14 protein-coding genes are annotated in these 18,911 nt (G+C 47.2%); 8 read left to right on the plus strand and 6 right to left on the minus strand.

Annotation, left to right across the window (positions count from 1 at the left end; genetic code table 11):
- Positions 1 to 274: 274 nt before the first annotated feature.
- The 3 genes from B3A20_RS00895 to B3A20_RS00905 form a co-directional block, all read right to left on the minus strand.
- Complete coding sequence (locus B3A20_RS00895; protein ID WP_290760847.1) at positions 275 to 3,433, minus strand: type IA DNA topoisomerase; 3,159 nt, start codon at positions 3,431 to 3,433, stop codon at positions 275 to 277.
- 70 nt (positions 3,434 to 3,503) lie between these two features.
- Entirely contained in the window at positions 3,504 to 3,644 is a 141-nt protein-coding gene (locus B3A20_RS00900) for a hypothetical protein (RefSeq protein ID WP_290760849.1), read from the minus strand.
- 257 nt (positions 3,645 to 3,901) lie between these two features.
- Positions 3,902 to 5,449, minus strand: a complete 1,548-nt coding sequence (locus B3A20_RS00905; protein ID WP_290760851.1) for a hypothetical protein — start codon at positions 5,447 to 5,449, stop codon at positions 3,902 to 3,904.
- A 200-nt stretch (positions 5,450 to 5,649) separates the two neighbouring features.
- Here B3A20_RS00905 and B3A20_RS00910 point away from each other — a divergent pair, with 200 nt between their 5' ends.
- A complete protein-coding gene (locus B3A20_RS00910; RefSeq protein WP_290760853.1) occupies positions 5,650 to 5,844 on the plus strand; it encodes a hypothetical protein in 195 nt (64 codons plus the stop codon).
- A gap of 69 nt (positions 5,845 to 5,913) precedes the next feature.
- On the opposite strand, the gene B3A20_RS00915 is transcribed toward B3A20_RS00910, so the two are convergent.
- Entirely contained in the window at positions 5,914 to 7,314 is a 1,401-nt protein-coding gene (locus B3A20_RS00915) for a tetratricopeptide repeat protein (RefSeq protein ID WP_290760855.1), read from the minus strand.
- 242 nt (positions 7,315 to 7,556) lie between these two features.
- On the opposite strand from B3A20_RS00915, the gene B3A20_RS00920 reads away from it, so the two are divergent.
- Positions 7,557 to 7,667 (plus strand): hypothetical protein, encoded by a 111-nt coding sequence (locus B3A20_RS00920; RefSeq protein WP_414655236.1) that lies wholly within the window; start codon positions 7,557 to 7,559, stop codon positions 7,665 to 7,667.
- A gap of 265 nt (positions 7,668 to 7,932) precedes the next feature.
- On the opposite strand, the gene B3A20_RS00925 is transcribed toward B3A20_RS00920, so the two are convergent.
- The gene (locus tag B3A20_RS00925) at positions 7,933 to 8,874 is read right to left on the minus strand and encodes an Rpn family recombination-promoting nuclease/putative transposase (RefSeq protein WP_290760857.1); all 942 of its coding nucleotides are present in this window, start codon (positions 8,872 to 8,874) and stop codon (positions 7,933 to 7,935) included.
- A 574-nt stretch (positions 8,875 to 9,448) separates the two neighbouring features.
- Here B3A20_RS00925 and B3A20_RS00930 point away from each other — a divergent pair.
- From B3A20_RS00930 to B3A20_RS00950, 5 genes are all read left to right on the plus strand, one after another.
- Entirely contained in the window at positions 9,449 to 10,024 is a 576-nt protein-coding gene (locus B3A20_RS00930) for a hypothetical protein (RefSeq protein WP_290760859.1), read from the plus strand.
- An 80-nt stretch (positions 10,025 to 10,104) separates the two neighbouring features.
- Complete coding sequence (locus tag B3A20_RS00935; RefSeq protein WP_290760903.1) at positions 10,105 to 10,455, plus strand: FISUMP domain-containing protein; 351 nt, start codon at positions 10,105 to 10,107, stop codon at positions 10,453 to 10,455.
- A gap of 535 nt (positions 10,456 to 10,990) precedes the next feature.
- Positions 10,991 to 12,544 carry a 2-isopropylmalate synthase LeuA2 gene (leuA2, locus tag B3A20_RS00940; protein ID WP_290760861.1) on the plus strand — a complete coding sequence of 518 codons (1,554 nt, stop codon included), beginning with the start codon at positions 10,991 to 10,993 and terminating at the stop codon, positions 12,542 to 12,544.
- 84 nt (positions 12,545 to 12,628) lie between these two features.
- The gene (locus tag B3A20_RS00945) at positions 12,629 to 12,997 is read left to right on the plus strand and encodes a hypothetical protein (protein WP_290760863.1); all 369 of its coding nucleotides are present in this window, start codon (positions 12,629 to 12,631) and stop codon (positions 12,995 to 12,997) included.
- Between the two features lie 139 nt (positions 12,998 to 13,136).
- Positions 13,137 to 14,477 carry a pyridoxal phosphate-dependent aminotransferase gene (locus B3A20_RS00950; RefSeq protein ID WP_290760865.1) on the plus strand — a complete coding sequence of 447 codons (1,341 nt, stop codon included), beginning with the start codon at positions 13,137 to 13,139 and terminating at the stop codon, positions 14,475 to 14,477.
- A gap of 101 nt (positions 14,478 to 14,578) precedes the next feature.
- Here B3A20_RS00950 and B3A20_RS00955 read toward each other — a convergent pair whose 3' ends face one another.
- Positions 14,579 to 16,357, minus strand: coding sequence for a glycoside hydrolase family 9 protein (locus B3A20_RS00955; RefSeq protein ID WP_290760867.1), 1,779 nt, complete (start codon positions 16,355 to 16,357; stop codon positions 14,579 to 14,581).
- A 226-nt stretch (positions 16,358 to 16,583) separates the two neighbouring features.
- On the opposite strand from B3A20_RS00955, the gene B3A20_RS00960 reads away from it, so the two are divergent.
- Complete coding sequence (locus B3A20_RS00960) at positions 16,584 to 18,710, plus strand: pectate lyase (protein ID WP_290760869.1); 2,127 nt, start codon at positions 16,584 to 16,586, stop codon at positions 18,708 to 18,710.
- Positions 18,711 to 18,911 lie beyond the last annotated feature (201 nt).

The raw sequence follows: 18,911 nt of genomic DNA on the forward strand, positions 1-18,911 counted from the left end.
GCTAGCGCTATTTTTCTATGACCGAACGACGCCGCGGACGCCGTAGGCGTCAAATGAACAATAACTCCCGTAAAAACTCCAAATCCTCTAAAAAAACGACCAAAAAGGTGACTCGTTCGAGATTAAGTTCTAAGAAGAATTTTAAGATCGAAAATCTCGAACCTCGTTGAGGCGCAAGCGCCTCCCTTTACGGCTCGGAAATGAAAACAAACAAGTTTGTATTCGCTTCACTCGCCTTGCTGGTAGTGATGGATGCGTCCGCGGGGTTTGATGGTTACCCTTTCTTAATCACTTCTACGGTGAGCTTGTTGAACGCAATTTTGCCGCCTTCGCGTAGTTCTAGCGCAGCCCTGAATGTCGTGTCGTTCTTCTTGAACGGTTCAAGGATTGGCGTAGATTTGTTCTTGAGGAGCGTTTCGACTTCTTCGTCAGAAAATTCACGCTTGAAGAATGTTTTGGGAATCCCGTAATTGCAGCTAGGATTCATGCACACGTATGCCGCAAGCGTTTGCACTTCGCCGTTTGGCGTTTGCGTGGTCGTGCCGCTACGGAAACGCAGTTGGTCGCCGCAGCAAGGGCAGGGGAGGTCTCTATGGACGAATTCAAAGCTTGTGCGACCGTCTTCACCGAGCTTTAGGTAGGCGTCGAATTCCGTCCCTTTCTTGCTTTTGAATCCGGTTAATAGTTCAGTTTTGCCACCGGTGAGGAGTGCCTTGATGTCTGCCACGCGGAGCTTCTTGCCCGCAACGGACTTGAACAGGGTAAAGTTACAAGCGGGGCAGAAAATAGCGTTCTTGTTTTCTTCGAGCTTCTTTTTGCAGAGAGGACAGCTGAACTTGGTTTCGGTGCCGTGGAAATGTCCGTCATTCTCGAACGCGAATGTCGCCTTGAAATCCTTGTCCCAGACGACTTTGGCGTTGAAAGTCGTGCCTTTTTTGGTCAAGAATCCGCTGATGATTTGCGTTGTGCCGTTGCTGAAAAGTTCTGCGATTTCCGTATCGCTCATGACGTGTCCGGCAATCGTCTTGTAGAAAACGAAGTCGCAAGTCGGGGCTGTGTCTGGCGTGAGCGTCGGGTCGCCGTTCTCATTGTTCGATGTGGTGACGTCGCTTCCTTCGCAGACAAGGCGGTTGCCGGAATCGAGCAATGTTTTGCCGCACTTGGGGCACTTGTAATTGGTCGGCGTTTTGACTCGTGCGTCATCGGAAAATTCAAAGCCGATGTTGCCGTCATCGCCTAATGTGAGCGTGGCGCTGAATGTCGTTCCTTTTTTGCTCTTGAAACCGCTGAGCAAATCGGACTTGCCTGTTTTGAGGAGTGTCCGCATTTCGGCGTGGCTCAAGGTGCGGCCTGCAATCGTGTGTCCCGCCTTAAAACCGCATTCTTCATTTTTGCAGACATAGCCCCACGGCGCAATTTCGAGCGGGCTGGAACATTTCGGGCAGGGAATCGCATCGGTGACGGTTTCGCGTTCGAATTGGCTTGCGTATTTTTGGTGCAAATGTTCGAAGAGTTCCTTGACGTAATTCACGATGCCGTCGCGAAATTCGATTGGCGTGAGTTTGCCTTTTTCGACTTGCGAAAGCTTGAATTCCCATTCGCCGGTCATTTCGGGTGATTTGACTTTTTCGTCCATGAGCGCGATGACTTCGCGTCCGCGCTGGGTGCTGACAAGGTAATTCTTTTGCGCTTCGATGAATCCGCGCTTTTTGAGCGTCTCGATGATGCCTGCTTGCGTGGCTGGAGTTCCGAGACCGCGTTCTTTCATCGCTTCGGCAAGTTCTTCGTTTTCGATTTGCTTGCCCGCCGTTTTCATCGCGGCAAGGAGCGTCGCTTCGGTGAAGTACTTAGGCTTGCTCTTCTTTTTCTTTTGCAGTTCCAAGCTGTCGAAAGGCGCATGGTCCCCGAGATTCCATTCCGGGAATGTTTCGACGATGTTCGTAATATCATCCCCATCACCCTTGCCATCAGCATCTGAGCCCTTCGCATCGTTTGTCATGCCGGACTCTGTTCCGGCATCGCCTTTTTTCTTTTTCGACGGTTTCTTCTTCTCTTCCTTGATGAGTGCGCGGAAACCTAAATCTTCATTCCTCTTGAGTTTTAGCCTAAAGATTTCGGCGTTGGCGGCATCCAGCAGAACTTCCATTTCGCTCCAGACATACGGCTTGAGCCATGCTTGCACAAAGCGTTCCTTCGCGAGCTTGTAGATGTTCTCTTCCATTTCAGGGAGGTTTTGCGGCTCTTCCCCCGTGGGGATAATGGCAAAGTGGTCTGTGACTTTGCTAGAGTTGATGAAGACAAAGTTTTCATTGCCGCCTCGCATGACGGATTTTTCTTGCGGCGTGGCAAGCCTTTGTGCAAGCGCATACGCCTCTTGCTGCATCGTGTCCGGCAGGTATTGCGAGTCCGTACGCGGGTAGGTGAGCAACTTCTTTTCGTACAAGTTTTGTGCACAGTCGAGAACTTGCTGAGCGCTGTATTTAAAACGCTTGTTGCCTTCTTTTTGCAGCTCCGTCAAGTCAAACGGTTTTTGTGGGAACTGCTTTTTCTGCTGGATGTCAATCTTTGCAATCGTAGCTTCTTCCGGCGGCGAGCATTTGTCTATAACAGCCTGTGCCGGCTCATCTTTCTCGAAAATCGCAACTTTTAAATTGCTTTGCTTGTCCGCCGCGACCTTCTCATCTACAGGCGTGCCGGAATCGCCTTTTTCCTCTTTCGTTTCGCTTTTGACGAGCTGCGCCTGGAACCCTTTCCACGTTCCCACAACGCTGTAATAAAACAGTTCCTTGAACTGCTCGACAATTGCATCGCGTTCTACGACCAAGTTCAGCGTCGGCGTCTGCACGCGCCCCACAGAAATCATCTTTCCGCGCCCGGCGGTGAGCGTGTAAGCACGAGTCGCATTCAGTCCGACCATCCAGTCGGCACGCTGGCGGAGCCTTGCCGCATAGCTCAAGTTCAAACGCTCCGTCGCATCTTCCAGATTCTTCCAAGCCTTGTCCAAATCCTTCGCTACATAGCTGTTCACCCACAAACGCTTAATTTGCTTTTTGCGGAAGTCCGGCGTGTAGTCGAGAATCAAGTCGAAAATCAAATTACCTTCACGGCCCGCATCCGCGCCGTTCACAAGAACATCCGCCCTTGCCATCATGTCGCGTACAACCGCGAGCTGCTTTCGCGTACTCTCGATTTCCATCAACTTGAATTTTTCGGGCAAAAGCGGCAAATTCGAAAGTCGCCAACCGCCCTCGAAACCGGGATAGGCGTCCAACGGCGCAAGCGTAATCAAGTGACCCACGCACCACGTGATGCAATGGTTCTTGCCAATCAGGCACCCGTCGCCTTGCGTAAACTTTTCACCCTCAATACGCTCCAGCATCGGCTTGTAATGCTGATTGGCAACAGAAGGTTTTTCGGCGACGAGTAAAATCATAATTGCCGAAAAATATAATTTAATTCTTGAAAGGCTTGTAGGAGTATTAAACTCTTATTGTAAAATCGCCTTAGTGGATTGCGAGTGCCGCTTTTTTTAGTTCTTCGAAAAATTGCTTTGTCGCTTTGGCGTTTGCTTTGCGAGCGTCCTCGGCGGCTTCACTCATTATTTGGGCAAGCATTTCATCGGTAGGTTCGTCTAAATCAGTCAATCTGTACGAATTGATGTCTTTTTTTTGTTATCATAGACACCTCTGAGTGGTGAAACCTTTTTACTAATATATGTTTTGATGAATTTTTAGTCAATATGATAGTGCTTGTGATGGCTAAAACGGAGCGCTGCTATGGAATTTTTATCTCCGCTTGAAAACAACCTCTATAAGAAAAAAAACAGGGCCAAACGCGAAAACGCCCAGCCCATTGTAGAGAAAAATGATAAGGTATTGAAGAAATATCGGGTAAAAGAGCTTTACAGTTTCAAGCGATTGTCTCGATAGCATTCATCAAGTAATTCAACTAAATCCCAATTTCTTTGGTAATAGTCGATGCTTCTTTCGCTTATTTCGTAATATCCGCATTCTACGGCGTTTCCTGAACGGCAGGTGTTGTAATGTTTCTTGCAATATATCGGGTTGTCGTCGGCTACGCCTTTTTTCCAGTTTTTTCTACAATGTTGGCAAAGGAAACAATTTCTAACATTTCTTTTGTTCTTCAAAAAAAGACATAGAACAGCCTTGAAAACATCGTCACCTGGGAAAAATTGATAGGATTCTTGCAAGGAATTTCCTATGACAACATAATCACAAAGTGTTTTTTCCATAGCTTTCAATTTTTCGTATATGCTAGGAATTTCCTCATATCTTACCGGAGTACAGCGACCATCCTTTGTCAGCATAAACCCTTTAAATTGATAATCTCCGCAAGACAAAAAATTTTTCAATTTGAAATTATGGAATCTTATATCGTTTGATTCCTTTATTATCATATAGGGCTCTTCCCAAGGAAAAATACCATTATTTAAATTCAATCCAAATTGAATCGTTCGTATTTTATCGTCAAATATATATCCTCTTGACAATCCCACCGAAAAGGCGAATCGAATTTTGTTTCCTTTTTCATCTGCGTAAACCAAACTATCGTCAGTACATTCTGCATCTACGATGCTCCTAAACCTACAGGCCAAATCAAAACTTGAACAAGTCATTGCGTTTAGGCATCGAACAGTTTTGAAATAGGGACAGTCTTTCTCGCAATGTTTTCCGCTAGGGAAATTGATGACAAACCTTTCATTCTTTCTTAGTGTTTTGGCATAATAGTCTTTGAAACTATTCTTTGCTTTTAACATTTCCAACGTGCAATATGGTTCGTCTTTTATGGCGCTATTTACCATATTGAAACATACAACATTGAGTCTGTTTAAATCCGTAACGATCAGGCCATTTTCTGTTCGGAAGCCTTTCAAGTCTTCTTCCGATTCAAGATTGATTTCTACAATGGGTACGCCAGAAGCTATTTTATCCTCTGTGGAAATATGTGTCACAGCAATTTCCACATACAATTTATCACCATTAGCGTTTGAAAGCAAAATATCTGGTGTCAATCCAGTTGTTGAATCGTATTTTTCAACTTCAATACTTGTAAATTTTTCAATTAAATCAAGTTTTCTATTTTCAAATTGTCCATAACACTTTTCACTCTTACAGTATTTACACTTATCCGTTCCACATTGATGTTCTACTTCGTAGTCAACCATTAAGGGGAACCCCATCATTTTATTCTTTTCAAACAGTTCCTTGAAAAGTCTTTTACCAAGTTGATGCAGATACGTTTCAAGAGAGCATTTGGATTCTGAATGTCTAAAATGCGGAAGTCTTTTCGTGACATTTACAACAGCTTCCAATTTAGAGCCGCAACCTAAGCAAGTAAACTGGTGGTTTTTGCGATATTCCACCGTGACTTCCTGGACGTGCTTTACAGAGCCGTCTTCAGATTGGGCGTATTGATAGGTTATGCTCATATTTTATCTCAGCTCGAGAAGCATCTCGATAAGGCTTACTTTTAAATATACACATATTTTATGTGGGTTTTCGTGTGATTGAACTTTTATGACGAGCATTAAAGAGCCTACTTGACAAGAATTTCATCAAAGATGTATCTTTAACAGTGTACACCGGTGAAATATTATTAAGAAATTGGTGATTGAAGGAGCAGTTCAAAATGGATTTCAAGAAATGCAGCGAAGTTTATGGTTACAAGTCCATTGCCGAAGTCGAAGAAGAAGAACTTGCGGAAAAAATAACACAAAAAGAAAACGATTGGATTGATGCAATGATTGCTAACGATATCCCCGTTGAAAAAATCGCCGTTATTTCTGGTCGCTCCAAAGAAGAAATTCTCTCAAGAAAACATTGATTGTGCTTTTTTCTAAGTGAAAAATCTAGCCCGACTAAGTCGGGTTTTCTTTTTGGCTTTCTTTCCGCTTTATTCTAAATCGCTTAAATCTTCGAGGGGCGGATTATCATAAGGTCGATAAGGCCCAGGATGTACTCGAGGAGGACTCAATATAAAGCCTACATCATACAAAATACGCTTGCGGTTAAATTCAAAGCGATCACTCTCGATTACCCTCTGCATAAACGTTGTGTAATCTTCAATAACCTTGTAAACCTTGTCGAAAGTCGAGCGAAATGCTTTACGCTTGCTTTCCACACGCGGCGTCGGTAACTGGTTTGCAAGATCCAAGGCAAAAACTTGGACGGAGTCGAGCTGGCTCTGCATTGCATCATAAGCCAGACGAGCGCTATCACGAGAAGCTACGGACACAAACGGCTGTTCCGTGAGCTTTTCAGTCTGAATCAAGGCGTCGAAAGCGTTCTTGTAATCTTTCTTCATGAAGTAGCAGTAACCGATTATGAGGTAAGCTTCGGACACGATGAAGGATTCCGGAAGGTTGTTGATAATCCACTTGGCATATTTGATTGCTTCATCTATCTTGTAAACCTTAAGAAATGCCCATGCGATACCGAGCATAGCTTCGTCGAACACCGGAGAATCCTTCTGCACCAGGCCATACATCCGAGCGGCGGCTACGATGTCCGGCTTTTCACCAGAGAAGTAGATGTGTCCGAGCTTGACCTTGGCTGCATTTTGGATGTCGCGTTCGGACTTGTTGGAAACCGGCTGTTCCATAATAGCGCGGAAGCAGTTTTCGGCTTCGTCGAACTTGTAGAGACGGCTGTAAGCGATACCCATGGTGTAACGGGCGTAGAGGTAGTTGGCGTTACCCGGATGGATTGTGGCGAGCAGGTCGATCGCTTCCTGATAGAGGCCCTGTTCGAACTTGATTTGGCTGGCAACGTAGTCAGCGTCGGCCTTCGCGTCACTTTTGCCGAACTTCTGGGCGAAAATCTGGTACTTGTTCAAAGCTTCCGTGTACTTGCCTTCCTTATAGTCCATGTTCATCAACTGAAAGTGATACTTGGCGAGTAGGTTACTCTGCGGATAGCGCTTGATGGCATCTCGGTAAATTTCCCTAGCCGCCTTGTGCATACGGAGGTTTTCAAAGGACTTTGCCTCGTAGAAAGCAGCCTGGTCCACCAAGTGGAATGCCGGGTACTTGGTCTGGATTTCACCGAAGGCGTATGCAGCGTCCAAAAACTGACGGTTCAAGAAAAGACGCTTAGCGGCGCGGTAGTCGTCGAGCGGACCCGTTTCAAATAATCCTGCCGAGTTCTCGTACATCCAGGTGCTACTACCATATTCGGGAGACCACTCATCCTGCTGATACTGATTCGGTGTGTCGGTGGCCTTTGCAAACAAAGAAGTGCAGGCTACGGCAAGCCCGATAGCGGCCGCCTTGACGAATCTATTACGCAACACCATATTATCTACGCTTGAAAAACTCTTCTATAAAACCCACCTCAATATACTTTATTTTGTTTGGGTGAACAAGCAGAATGCCTCATTTTTTGAAATTTGCAAAAACGCTGCGAAAAAGTGCTTTTGACTCTGATGACCAAGATTGCCTTTTGTATATATTGGTTAGATGAAATTTATTCGATCAGCCCGTTGTCCGGATTAGTCATATCGGAAGTACCGCTATTCAGGGGATATGGGCCAAGAACATCGTTGATGTGATGGTTGAAATCTCTGAAAAAGCCGACATGGAGAAAATGGCGCGCGCCTTAGAGCAAAATGGTTTTATCAAACGATCAGGCACCCGTCGCCTTGCGTAAACTTTTCACCCTCAATACGCTCCAGCATAGGCTTGTAATGCTGATTGGCAACAGAAGGTTTTTCGGCGACGAGTAGAATCATAGTTTGCGAAAAGATATAAAAACAACAACTCTTGTAAAAATGTCAAAAATACTAAGAACGCCTCAAAAGGGCTGTTCATTTGAGGAATAGTTCTAAAAGCCCCATTCGCTTCAACTATGCTGAAAACGCGAACATATTTAGCACGGTTGAAGCTTGGATGGCTTTGTATAAAAAGTTTAGGGGTTATTTCTGGGCCAAAGCTTCTGCAATCAAGTCTTCGGAAATTCCTTTAGAACGCAAAAAATCAGCCATTTTACGTCCTTTGTCTTCGGCTCCTTCTGCGCGTCCTTCAGCACGCCCTTCAGCGCGTCCTTCTGCAAGGCCTTCCGCACGAGCATGTTTCTTTTCGACATAGAGTTCGTAGTCATGGTCACACATCTTCATAGCCTCACTTACAAGAAAGTCCTTTGTAAAGATACTCAATTTGGCCTTTTCCTGCAATAGAGCGAATAGAGAAGCATCTGGAACTGTTGTTGGACTTTCCTCGTTTAGCCCGTCAATCACGCGAAGCCACTCCGCGAAGCGGCTATTATCCGCTCCGTAATCGCCCTTCAGGAACTTGGGAATTTCCACAAGCGTAACAGTCTGCTTTTTATAGAACACCTCGTTTTCCTGATTTTTGAGGCGAACCGTGTGCAAATAATTTTTCGATTCCGGGAAAGCATCGAACATCTGGAGACTGATAAGGTTCAAACTACGCAAGTGGTAGCCCTGCCCCCGGACAAGATTTGCAACCGTATGCTTTGCAGCGTAAAATACCAAGCGCTGATTAAAAGTCTCGTCTTCGATATGTTGCACTTCAAGCACAATACGGTCAAGATTCTGATCCGCTATCACAATGTCAGAAGTGATGTTCTTATTGAATGCGGCAGGAACCGCCGGATTCACAAACGTGAGGTGTTCAATGCAATCGCTCCCATAAAGATGAAGCACGGCATTGAGGAAATCAACCGCAATCGGTTCATTTTCAGGTGTTCCGAAAAGCAACTTGAAAATGGAATCATTGTAGATATAAACGTATTTGTAACGTTCATTGTACTTTGCAATGCAGGCAGAGACATCGCCTCCCTCCTTATGGGTTTCACAAATATCCTTGAGCATGTTTGCATACTGTACTTTATTCATAAACAGCCTTTGCCAATAATGGCGTGAAAAATGAATGTATAGGTTCGCAAACGAATGCCAATGAAAACGTTGAAAATGCGTAGAACACCTGCGATTGTCAACCGTGCAATACACGGTAACCGCTTGCAAACCAGTTGAGCGACTAGTTTCTTTGCAGAAACCTTGGCGGCTCGGTCAAGGCAAATCATGTAAACATAATTGCCGCAACACTCGCCTAACTTGGTTTTTACGTCTGTTTCCAGACGGTGCTCTACGTTGATCGTCAGGGGGCCAGTTTCCCCATAGGGTGTACGCTGCCTCAAATTGTTTACCAGTCTCGTAAAACAAAGGGAGGTCGACGTCAAGCAGATAGTGGAACTCCCTGCCCTGAATAGTACTGAGTCTAAAGTCGCAGTTTCAAGCTTGATTGAAGCTATGACAGAGACTATGGTACGGACGCAAACGGCGTCATTTTCTCGGAGTCGGCAGGATTGATGCAATCTACAAGAACGTAATATATAAACTTTTTAGGAAAGCTGCAATATACCCTTCGATTATTCTATTTTGTATTGAGTATGTAAAAATAAAGGAGTTCATGGCTCTAGTCGCTTGTGGCGGCGACAGCGGAACATTTGCGAATGACGGTAAGGACACTGAGCTTGCCGAAGTGTCGAGTAGTAGCAAGGTTGTCTCGTCATCTTCTTCTGTAAAGGCCGCGGTTTCCTCTTCGTCTGTTAAGACTTCCTCCTCTTCCTCTGTCATTCCCGCCTCGAGCGGGAATCTCCCTTCATCTTCTAGCAAAAAAGTTGAGTCTAGTTCTAGTCAAAAGATTGTCTCTTCTTCTTCTGTCGCTCCTGCATCGAGTTCAAGTAAAAACGTGTCTAGCAGTAGCGAGTATGTTCCTTATGACCACTATATTTGCTTGGCGTGGAACTTGAATATTGATAAGAGCGTTTACAAGCAGTTTACCGATACTCGTAATGGTCGCAGCTACTATTACTACACGGCGAAATCGCATAAGACGGGGAGAAAGGTCACCGTCATGGCTGAAAACTTGAATATCGGTGAAATGGTTCCTGGCGAAAATGACCAGAATGACGATACGAAGATTGAACGCTATTGCTACAATAACGATACCATGAATTGTGACAAATATGGTGGCTTGTACTAGTGGGCTGAAATGTGATGCTGTTGCCTAGCCGTTGCAATACAGAAAGTTGCTAAAAAAAAATCAGACGAGATTATCGAGGAATTTGTCCTGAAGGATGGCGCTTGTTTACTTGGGGTGATTACGAAATAATAAGAGATTATAATGACAAATATGGTGATGGGATAAAAGGCCTTCGCTCACAATGTTTCCATGGTAACAATGCGAGTGGATTTTCCTTGATTGGAACAGGAAGAAGAACTATAGATGGAGAATTTGATGGCCTAAATGAATCTGTTTATTGGGTGTATCCGCAAGAACATGAGTATGATGTTGCTGAGTATGCGAATGCGGCGTATGTTATGAGCAGTGTCAATGACAATACAGGTACTGCTAAAAATCGACGTGCAGAAAAATTAGGTGGACGACCAGTTCGCTGTACGAAAATAGAATAGGGTCCTTATAAATATAGGGCGGATTGCATCCGCCTTTCTTGCAACGCTAAAACTCGATAGCAGTGAACCCAAGCAAGCCGAGCTTCTCGTTTGTGTTATTGAAGAATACAAGAGCTATCCTGAAACGTGGGTTATCCCGCAGCTTGTGAAGTACATTTTTAACGGAGAAAATTGAAGAAACATCTGAAACCGTCCATGACTGGATTCAAGTCTCTCCCTTGCGAAGAAGAAATTCTTTCAAGAAAGTATTGATTGTTCAAAAATTCCGAACCGACTCCTCCATCTCGCCCCCTTGCCATTTTCCTCGAATCTTTGTATATTCATGCACATGAGAAAAACCTTGAACCTTCTACTTCTACTTAGCATCGCTACCGAAGCGAGGTTTTAGGGATTTTTCAAAGATTTTCAAACGAATTTCAACCTAAAATCGCCCGCTTCGAGAACGAAGCGGGTTCTTTTTTATGGCGAAATTCTATTTTTGGAATTGAAAAATTAAAGGAACTTTGCGGTCTTGAAGCCGGCAAGGAGATAAAAAATGACTGAAACGAGAAAACCATTCTTCTATGACGTAACACTGCGTGATGGTAACCAGGCGCTCCCGAAGCCCTGGAACAATGCCCAGAAAAAAGATGTTTATCTGTTGCTCTTGAAGCTCGGTGTGCAAGGTGCCGAAGTCGGTTTCCCGGCCTCTAGCGAAATGGATTTTGAATCGGTCATGGAACTTGCAAAACTCACCGCGCAGATGGCGGCAGAAGGCGATGAAACGGCAAAGAACGTCGTGGTTTCCGGCCTTGCTCGCTGCATCGAAAGTGATATCCAGCGCTGCTGGGAAGCGGTCCAGTACGCTCCGCACCCGCGCATCCACACGTTCCTCGCCACAAGCCCCCTCTCCATGGAAAACGTCCTGCACATGACTCCCGAACAGGTCAAGGAAAAGGCTGTGAAGTGTGTCAAGCTGGCAAAGTCGCTTGTTGGAGACAAGGGCGATGTGGAATTCAGTGCCGAGCATTTTGGCGACTGCCTCGAAAACATGGATTTTGTGATTGACGTTCTGAAGGCTGTTGTCGAAGCCGGTGCGACGACGATTAACCTGCCGAATACGGTGGAACGCTACCGCCCGAAGCTCTATGTTGATCAGGTCAAGCAAGTCTACGAAGCTCTGCCCAAGAACATCACGATTTCTGTGCACTGCCATAATGACCTCGGCATGGCGACTGCAGCAACCGTCGAAAGTTTCTTTGTCGGTGCAACCCAGCTGGAAGTCGCCTTGAACGGCCTCGGTGAACGTTGCGGTAACACGAACTTCTACGAAGTGGCGATTGGCCTGCACAATTCCGGTGTCGAAACGGGACTGCATCTCGAACGCATTTACGAAACTGCAATTCTCGTGAGCCACTGGAGCGGCGTGCCTATATACATCCGCGCTCCGTTGATCGGTACTGAAGCTATCGTCCATCGCAGCGGCATCCATCAGGATGGCGCTTCCAAGACAAAGGACATGAAGAAGGGGGCGTATCGTCCGATTGATTACTCCATCATTGGTCGTCACCAGAACGATGCCCTCAGCTTCACAAGCCAGAGTGGTCGCACCGCCGTGTACGAAATCATTACAAAGTTCGGCTACAAGATGACTTTGCAAGAGGCGTCTGTGTTGCAACCGGTGCTCAAGCAACTGAGCGAAAAGGAAGGCGAACTCAGTGCCGAACGCGTGCTCGACGTGTTCCGCGAACAGTTCGTCAACGTGAACGGTCGCCTGGTGTTCAACAACATCGAAGTTATCCCGGACGAAAACCGCTTCATTTTCCACTTCAAGAAGGATGGTGAAGCGCTTGTGAAGTCCGTGACGGCCGAAGGTCCGATCGAAGCAGCCCTCATGCTCATGCGTGAAATCGGCATGCCGGTCGAACTCGTGAAGTATCGCCAGCTCGTCGTTCCTGAAAAGGATACGCTGTGGGCTGGTCGTGGGTTAAGCCGCATTGTCTTGAAGGCTAACGGCGAAGAAGTTGAAGGTCGCGGTGTCTCGAGCGATACGCTCAAGGCGAACATGCGCGCTCTCTTCGGCGGCGTGAACTTGCTGTATAAGAAGTAAACAAGGAAATGTCATTCCCACCGGAGCCTGTGCTGAGCGCAGTCGAAGTAAGCGGGAAACGCCTTCTTGAAAAACGGAGAAAATATGTTAGAACAACTGAAACGCCCATTCAAAAAAGTTTATGGCAAGGTGCACTCGAATGTAGACCGTTTTGTCGGACCCGTCAAGGATTCGGCGTCAAAGTTGTTCGCTCTGATTCCCGGATTCAAATCTTTTGCCGGTTCCGAAGACTTGGCTAATGCAAACGATGCTGACGGCGCCGTGGATGGCGAAAACGGCAAGGTTGCAAAGCTTGGCATTCGCGCAAAGCTCAAAAGCTTCAAGCAGTCGCTTAAGGGGCTTAGCGATGTTCAAAAGCTTATTCTCCTTACGATTGCCGTTGTTCTCCCGGCAGGAATCTTGATTGCGGTCGGGCTTGCAAGTTTCTTGAAACGCCGTAAGAATAAAACTTAAGTCGGTACGCTGCTATTCTTGATTTAAAAGGTCGATGCATTATTCTGTGCGTCGACTTTTTGTTTTCTAAATTTCTACTAACCAAAATTGCCTTATACCTCAAAGCGCCATAGGCGCGGCCTCATACCTCAGAATCTCTATGCTATCATCTCGACTTCCCAAAGATTTGTCTCCATCGCCGTTCTTTGCTGAACTGGAACGTGCGAAAGCCGATGTTTTGTCGGAGTGCGCGAATCCAGATGCGCTTTCGTTTATCGACATGACCGTTTCTTCGCCAGTGAAGGCTGGCTTGCCGGTGGATTTGGATGATGCGGTCGATGAAGGTCGTAAAGCTTTTGTCAACTGGAGTCCTGATGCGTCGGGTTGGAAGTCGGCTCGTGAGGCGGTGGTGGAATATTACCGTGAACGCGGTGGTAACTTTACGGCAGGGCAGATTATCCTTACCGCAAGTACGAGCGAAGCTTATTCTGTGCTTTTCAAGACGTTCTGCGATCCGGGCGATGTGATTTTGACGCCGATGCCGGGCTACCCTTTGCTCGATACGCTTGCGCAACTTGAGCATTTGGAATGCGCACCGTACTTTTTGAAGTTGAAACGTGAGCGGTTCGACAAGCTCACCGACCTTAAAAAGGTCACTGAGCGGCGCTCTGCGCCAGCCGAAGTGAACGCGTTCCGTTTTGTTCTGGATTCCGACAGCTTGCTTGCTGCGCCGGAGCGTGCAAAGATTTTGTTGCTCGTTTCGCCGCACAATCCGACAGGTCATTGCATCTCCCGCGAGGAATGGAATGCAGCGGTCCGCTTTTGCGAAGAGAACAACATGGTTCTCGTCGTCGACGAAGTCTTCGGCGATTACGCTTTCTCGGATAAAGTCTCCCGCACTTGGCAATATGTTTTTGGCGAGAGGGAGAATGTCATCCTCGACCCTGGAGTGCCTAGCGCGATAGGGGAGGGGATCTGGGATGCAGGTGGAGGCGACTTTATCAACCTTCCCGAAAACGGTCCGAAGTGCCCAATCTTTTGGCTGAATGGTCTCAGCAAAGCCGTTGGCTCGCCGCAGCTAAAGCTCGGCTGGATGGCGTTTTACGCCCCGCGCGAAAATTTCGAAGAAATTCGCGCGGCTCTCGAATTCGTCGAGGATGCCTATTTGAGTGTATCGGCACCCGCGCAGGCCCTCGGCATTTCGCTTTTGCCCAAAGCCGCCGCTTACGAATCTAAAGTCCTTGACCGCTTACAGCAGAATTGGCAAACGCTTCGCGAAGCGTTCCCGTCCAAGTATTGCCCTGAGGTTCTCGGTGGCTGGTATGCCGTTGTGCGTCTTGGCGAAGACGATGAAGAACTCACGCTTCGCTTGCTTCGCGAAAAACATGTGCTTGTGCAGCCGGGCTTCTTCTTTGATTTTGATGAAGATGGTTGGGTGGTCATGAGCTTGTTGCAAGAACCCGCACTGTTTAAAGAAGCGATTGATCGCATTATAAAGTAAAAGCCGAATTAGTTCAAAAAATGAGATGCCCGCTCAAGGCGGGCATGACATTTTCTACTAGTAACTATTGACTAATAACTAGTAACTGCGGCGAAGCCGCTTTAGTAATTATTCACCTTGAATGTCTTCATCGCGTTCTTGGATGTAACCTTGATAATTTGTATGCCCTTGTTCTTGAGGCTTACATTCAGGCTCGCACCTTCGCTTGTGTATGTTTCTTCGAGCTTGCCGTTCAGGCCAATCACTTGTACTTGGAACGGAATGTGCTTTGCACTGCTGATTGTAATCGAAGACTGAGCGCGGAGAACACTGAACGTATTTGCATTCACGTTTCTTAAACCATTGATGCTTTCCTTGTCGCTTGAATCCGGCTTTTCTTCCGGAACTTCAATATCGCTTGCTACCTTTTCCACCGGGGCTTTCTTGCTCAAGATGTAGCCGAGCGCGCCAACGAGCGGGGCGTTCAAGTCTAGACAGACTTCGTTTACTTGCCAGTCGGCTGTAGATCCGTTGTGGCTTCCGCTTGTGAAGTCGCCTGCGATCATGCCTCCAAGGAGTTTGTTCTTTTCGGGCGGGTTGCCGGCACTGTTCACATCGCGACCTGCATCTTCGTTGCCGTAGTAACCGCGGTGGTGCGGCCTGTGCGGGGCCTTGGCGCCATTGCGGTCAAAGCCGACAACGTAAGACTTCTTGTTGCTGTTATCGCCGAGAAGGTAGGCGACGTTCTTTTCGATGGCTTCGTCGTAAGAATCATCCTTGGCGAATTTGGAGAATAGGGCGTAGAGGAATGCTCCACCAGACGGTGTACGCGTAGAGAACTTGCCCGGACCGCCTGTTTCCTTGTTGTAAATGCCCTTGCTATCGACCTGATCTGTGTACATCTTGTCGAGGTAGTTCTGCACGCCGGCGTAGTCGCCAAGCGGGTTGAAACCAAAGACAAATTCACCGAGAATGTAAGAGAGCGGACTTGCGTCAGAATAGCTAAAGCGTGTAAAGCTGTTCTTGTCGAAGTCAATCATGTCCCAGAACTTTTGTGCTTCTTTTTTGTAAGATTCATCCTTAGTCGTGCGGTAGAGTTCGGTTGCCGCAAGGAACGGACCGTCTTCCCAAATGCCATTCCACCAGCTGCTTTCATAGAACCCCTGGGAATTTGTCACTCCCTTGTGCTTTTTGGCGTAGGCAAAAGCGGTCTTCGCGGCTTTCAAATACTTTTCACGGGCGCTTTCAACGGGGTCGATACGGGCCATCACGGCAAGCATTGCTGCTGCCATGCCCGGTGTGTAACCGTCATTTGCGTTACCCGTAATTTGGCGCGGTTCACCTCCATCGCCGGTTCCGAGCTTGCTCATGGCGCCAGCGGTCACCCATTTCATGTGGTCCTGGTTGCCGTTGCCTTTAACGGTCACAAAATTGTTTTCGTCGATTGCGGCCTTGACCCAGAAATCGGCTTCGTAGCGGAGTTCTTCCAAAAGGTCGCGAATATCGTTTGGCTTGCCGCCCTTGCGGCTGTAATCCTTGCTGACCTTGTAGTCGGTGTAGTCGCCGGTGTACAGGTCGTAAAAGCCTGTCGTAAATTCGGCAAAGCTAAGTGCTAAAACGTAAGAGGCGTAACCTTGGGACTGACCGTACATCACGTGGTCGCCGCAGTCGAACCAACCGCCGCTCACGTCCTTGCCGTTATAGCTGTCTCTCAAAAAACTGGTCGGGTTATTCGTGCCGTCCAAAATCCAGTTCGGGCCTTGACCAGAACGTTGGGCACCCAAAAAGCGAGTGGTTATCCAGGCTGCTTCAACGTAATCATCGTCGCTCAAGGCAGCCTGTGCGTCTGTGAATGCTAGGCCAAAAACAGCAAGGCCTGCTAAAAAGGTCTTTTTTAACATTGTCATCCTCTAAGGTTTCCCATCCACACTATAGCGTCCACAATATAAAATTTTATGGGAAATTTTCACGCAAAATAAAATTCACCTTTGCGAAATGTTCCCAATGGTGTCGTTTATGTAATTTTTTCAATGCAATAAAAATATATGTTGCGAAAAATTGACAAACGTTTTATATTAATCCTTGGTGTGGGGCTAGTTTTAGCCCTTTTTGTGGTGGGATGTTTTTATGAAACACGTCGTTTCTGTTTTTGCATGTGCTGGTCTTTTTGTTGCGGCCAACGCACAAGTTTCTCTTCAGACAGCTTCAGGTGCTTTAGAATCGGCCTATGCCGAATGGGCATCTGATGGTTCCGATAGCTACAACGTCTATTATTCGGGCGCAGGTGTGAACGATGTTAAGGTGGATGCTCCGCTTATCCGCAAATATGGTTCCAAGTACCGTGTCGATGTGGTCGGCCTCAAGGCGGGCAGCTACACGCTCAAGGTGGCGTCTGTAAAAGGCGGCAAGGAAACCGCTTCGACGACTTCTAAGTCGCTGACGGTCAAGGCTCATGACCGCGCGGGTTTTGCTTTTAGCAACGGGCATGTTCCGGGCGCTTATAACGCAGATGGCACGCTCAAGGACGGTGCTGTTGTCCTCTACATCTCGGAATCGACTAAGAATACGGTCAAGCTCAATGTGGTAACGAGCAACAAGGGGACCGTTACGGAATGTGTCGGGCTCCAGAATATCTTGACAGGCTTCAAGAAAGGCTTTGATAAGCGTCCGCTTGCTATTCGTCTTATTGGCAATGTGACGGACCCGGAAGTGACCGACAAGGGCGATATCACCATCGATATGGGCAAAAAAGAAGGCCTTTCGATGACTGTTGAAGGTATCGGCAATGATGCTACGGCGAACGGCTGGGGATTTCGTGTCAAAGGAACCCAGGACTTGGAAATCCGAAATATCGGCATTATGAATGTTGATTCTGACGAAGGCGACAATATCACGCTACAGCAGGATAACCAGTATGTCTGGGTGCACAACAACGACTTTTTTTACGGCCATGCGGGTAGTGACAAGGATCAGGCTAAGGGCGACGGTGCCTTGGATTGCAAGCTTTCTACTTATGTGACGTTCAGCTACAACCACTTCTGGGATAATGGCAAGTCAAACTTGTTAGGTCTCAAGGAAGGTTCGAGCGATGGTTACTACATCACTTATCACCACAACTGGTATGACCATTCTGATAGCCGTCATCCGCGTGTGCGTTATTACAATGCCCACGTTTACAACAACTACTACGATGGCAATGCCAAGTATGGCGCAGGCTCTACGCTTGGTTCGTCCGTGTTCATGGAAGCAAACTACTTCCGTAACTGCAAATATCCGATGATGACCTCGTTGCAGGGGACCGACGTCTATGCGAGTGCGACTAAGCGCGATCCGACGAACAACGGCACGTTCAGCAAGGAAACGGGCGGAACCATCAAGGCTTACAACAATTACATGGAAGGCTCCTACACGTTCATTCCGTATGGTGCTAGCAAATACATTTTGAAGGGTAAAGAAACTGCAATTGGTGATATTGATTCCAAGATTGATTTTGACGCCTATGTGGTGACCTCGCGTGATGCCCTGGTGCCGTCTAGCGTGAAGTCTTACGAGGGTGCAAATACTTACAGCAACTTCGATACGGACAAGTCCATCATGTACAGCTACACGGTGGATTCTCCGGAGCAGGCCGTGGCGAACGTGCGCGCTTATGCAGGCCGCTTGCAGGGGGGCGATTTCAAGTGGGCGTTCGACAACTCGGTTGACGATGCTTCTTCGGATGTGAACCAGAAACTCAAGGATGCCCTGATGGCGTACAAGGGCGGTAACGGCGAAGTGATGGAATATTCTTCTTCGTCCAGCGTTGCGCCGCAGTCCTCTTCTTCTGACATCCAGAGTTCTTCCTCCAGCGTCATCCTGAGTTCATCGAGCGAAGGATCCAGTGAAAGTTCCTCTAGCGTCATTCCGGACCCCGATCCGGAATCCTCAAGCTCTTCGGAATCGCCGAAGTCTAGTTCCAGCAGCGAAAAGGTCGAAAGTTCAAGTTCAGAAGGGACGATCGGTCTCGCAAATGTGATGCCGGCGGTGTCTCGCAAAATCTTCTACGATTCCCGTTCTGCACACCTTGTCATCGGAACTTCCGACGTTTCCCGTTTGGATATTGTCGGTATCGATGGCCGCCGTGTCCATCTTGCTAGCCTCAAGATCGTAGGCGATGCTCGCGTGCTTGATCTGAGCACTCTCCGTGCTGGCGTCTATATCGTACGCTTCAAGACGCTTCTCGGCTTGCGGACCATGAAGTTCGTGAAAAACTAGTTATTGGTCATTGGTTGTTAGTCATTAGTCTTTGGTTGAAAGATCTTTTGGGGGCTTTAAAAACTATAGACCATTGACTGATGACTACTGACTTTAGTAAACATTTTTAATCAAAATGGCGTTTTTTGAGCGTTTTCGCATGTTTCTAAATTAATTACAACTATAGTAATCCCATATTATATATCTTTCGCTTGGGATTTG

The organism is Fibrobacter sp. UBA4297 (assembly GCF_002394865.1).
Classification (GTDB): domain Bacteria; phylum Fibrobacterota; class Fibrobacteria; order Fibrobacterales; family Fibrobacteraceae; genus Fibrobacter.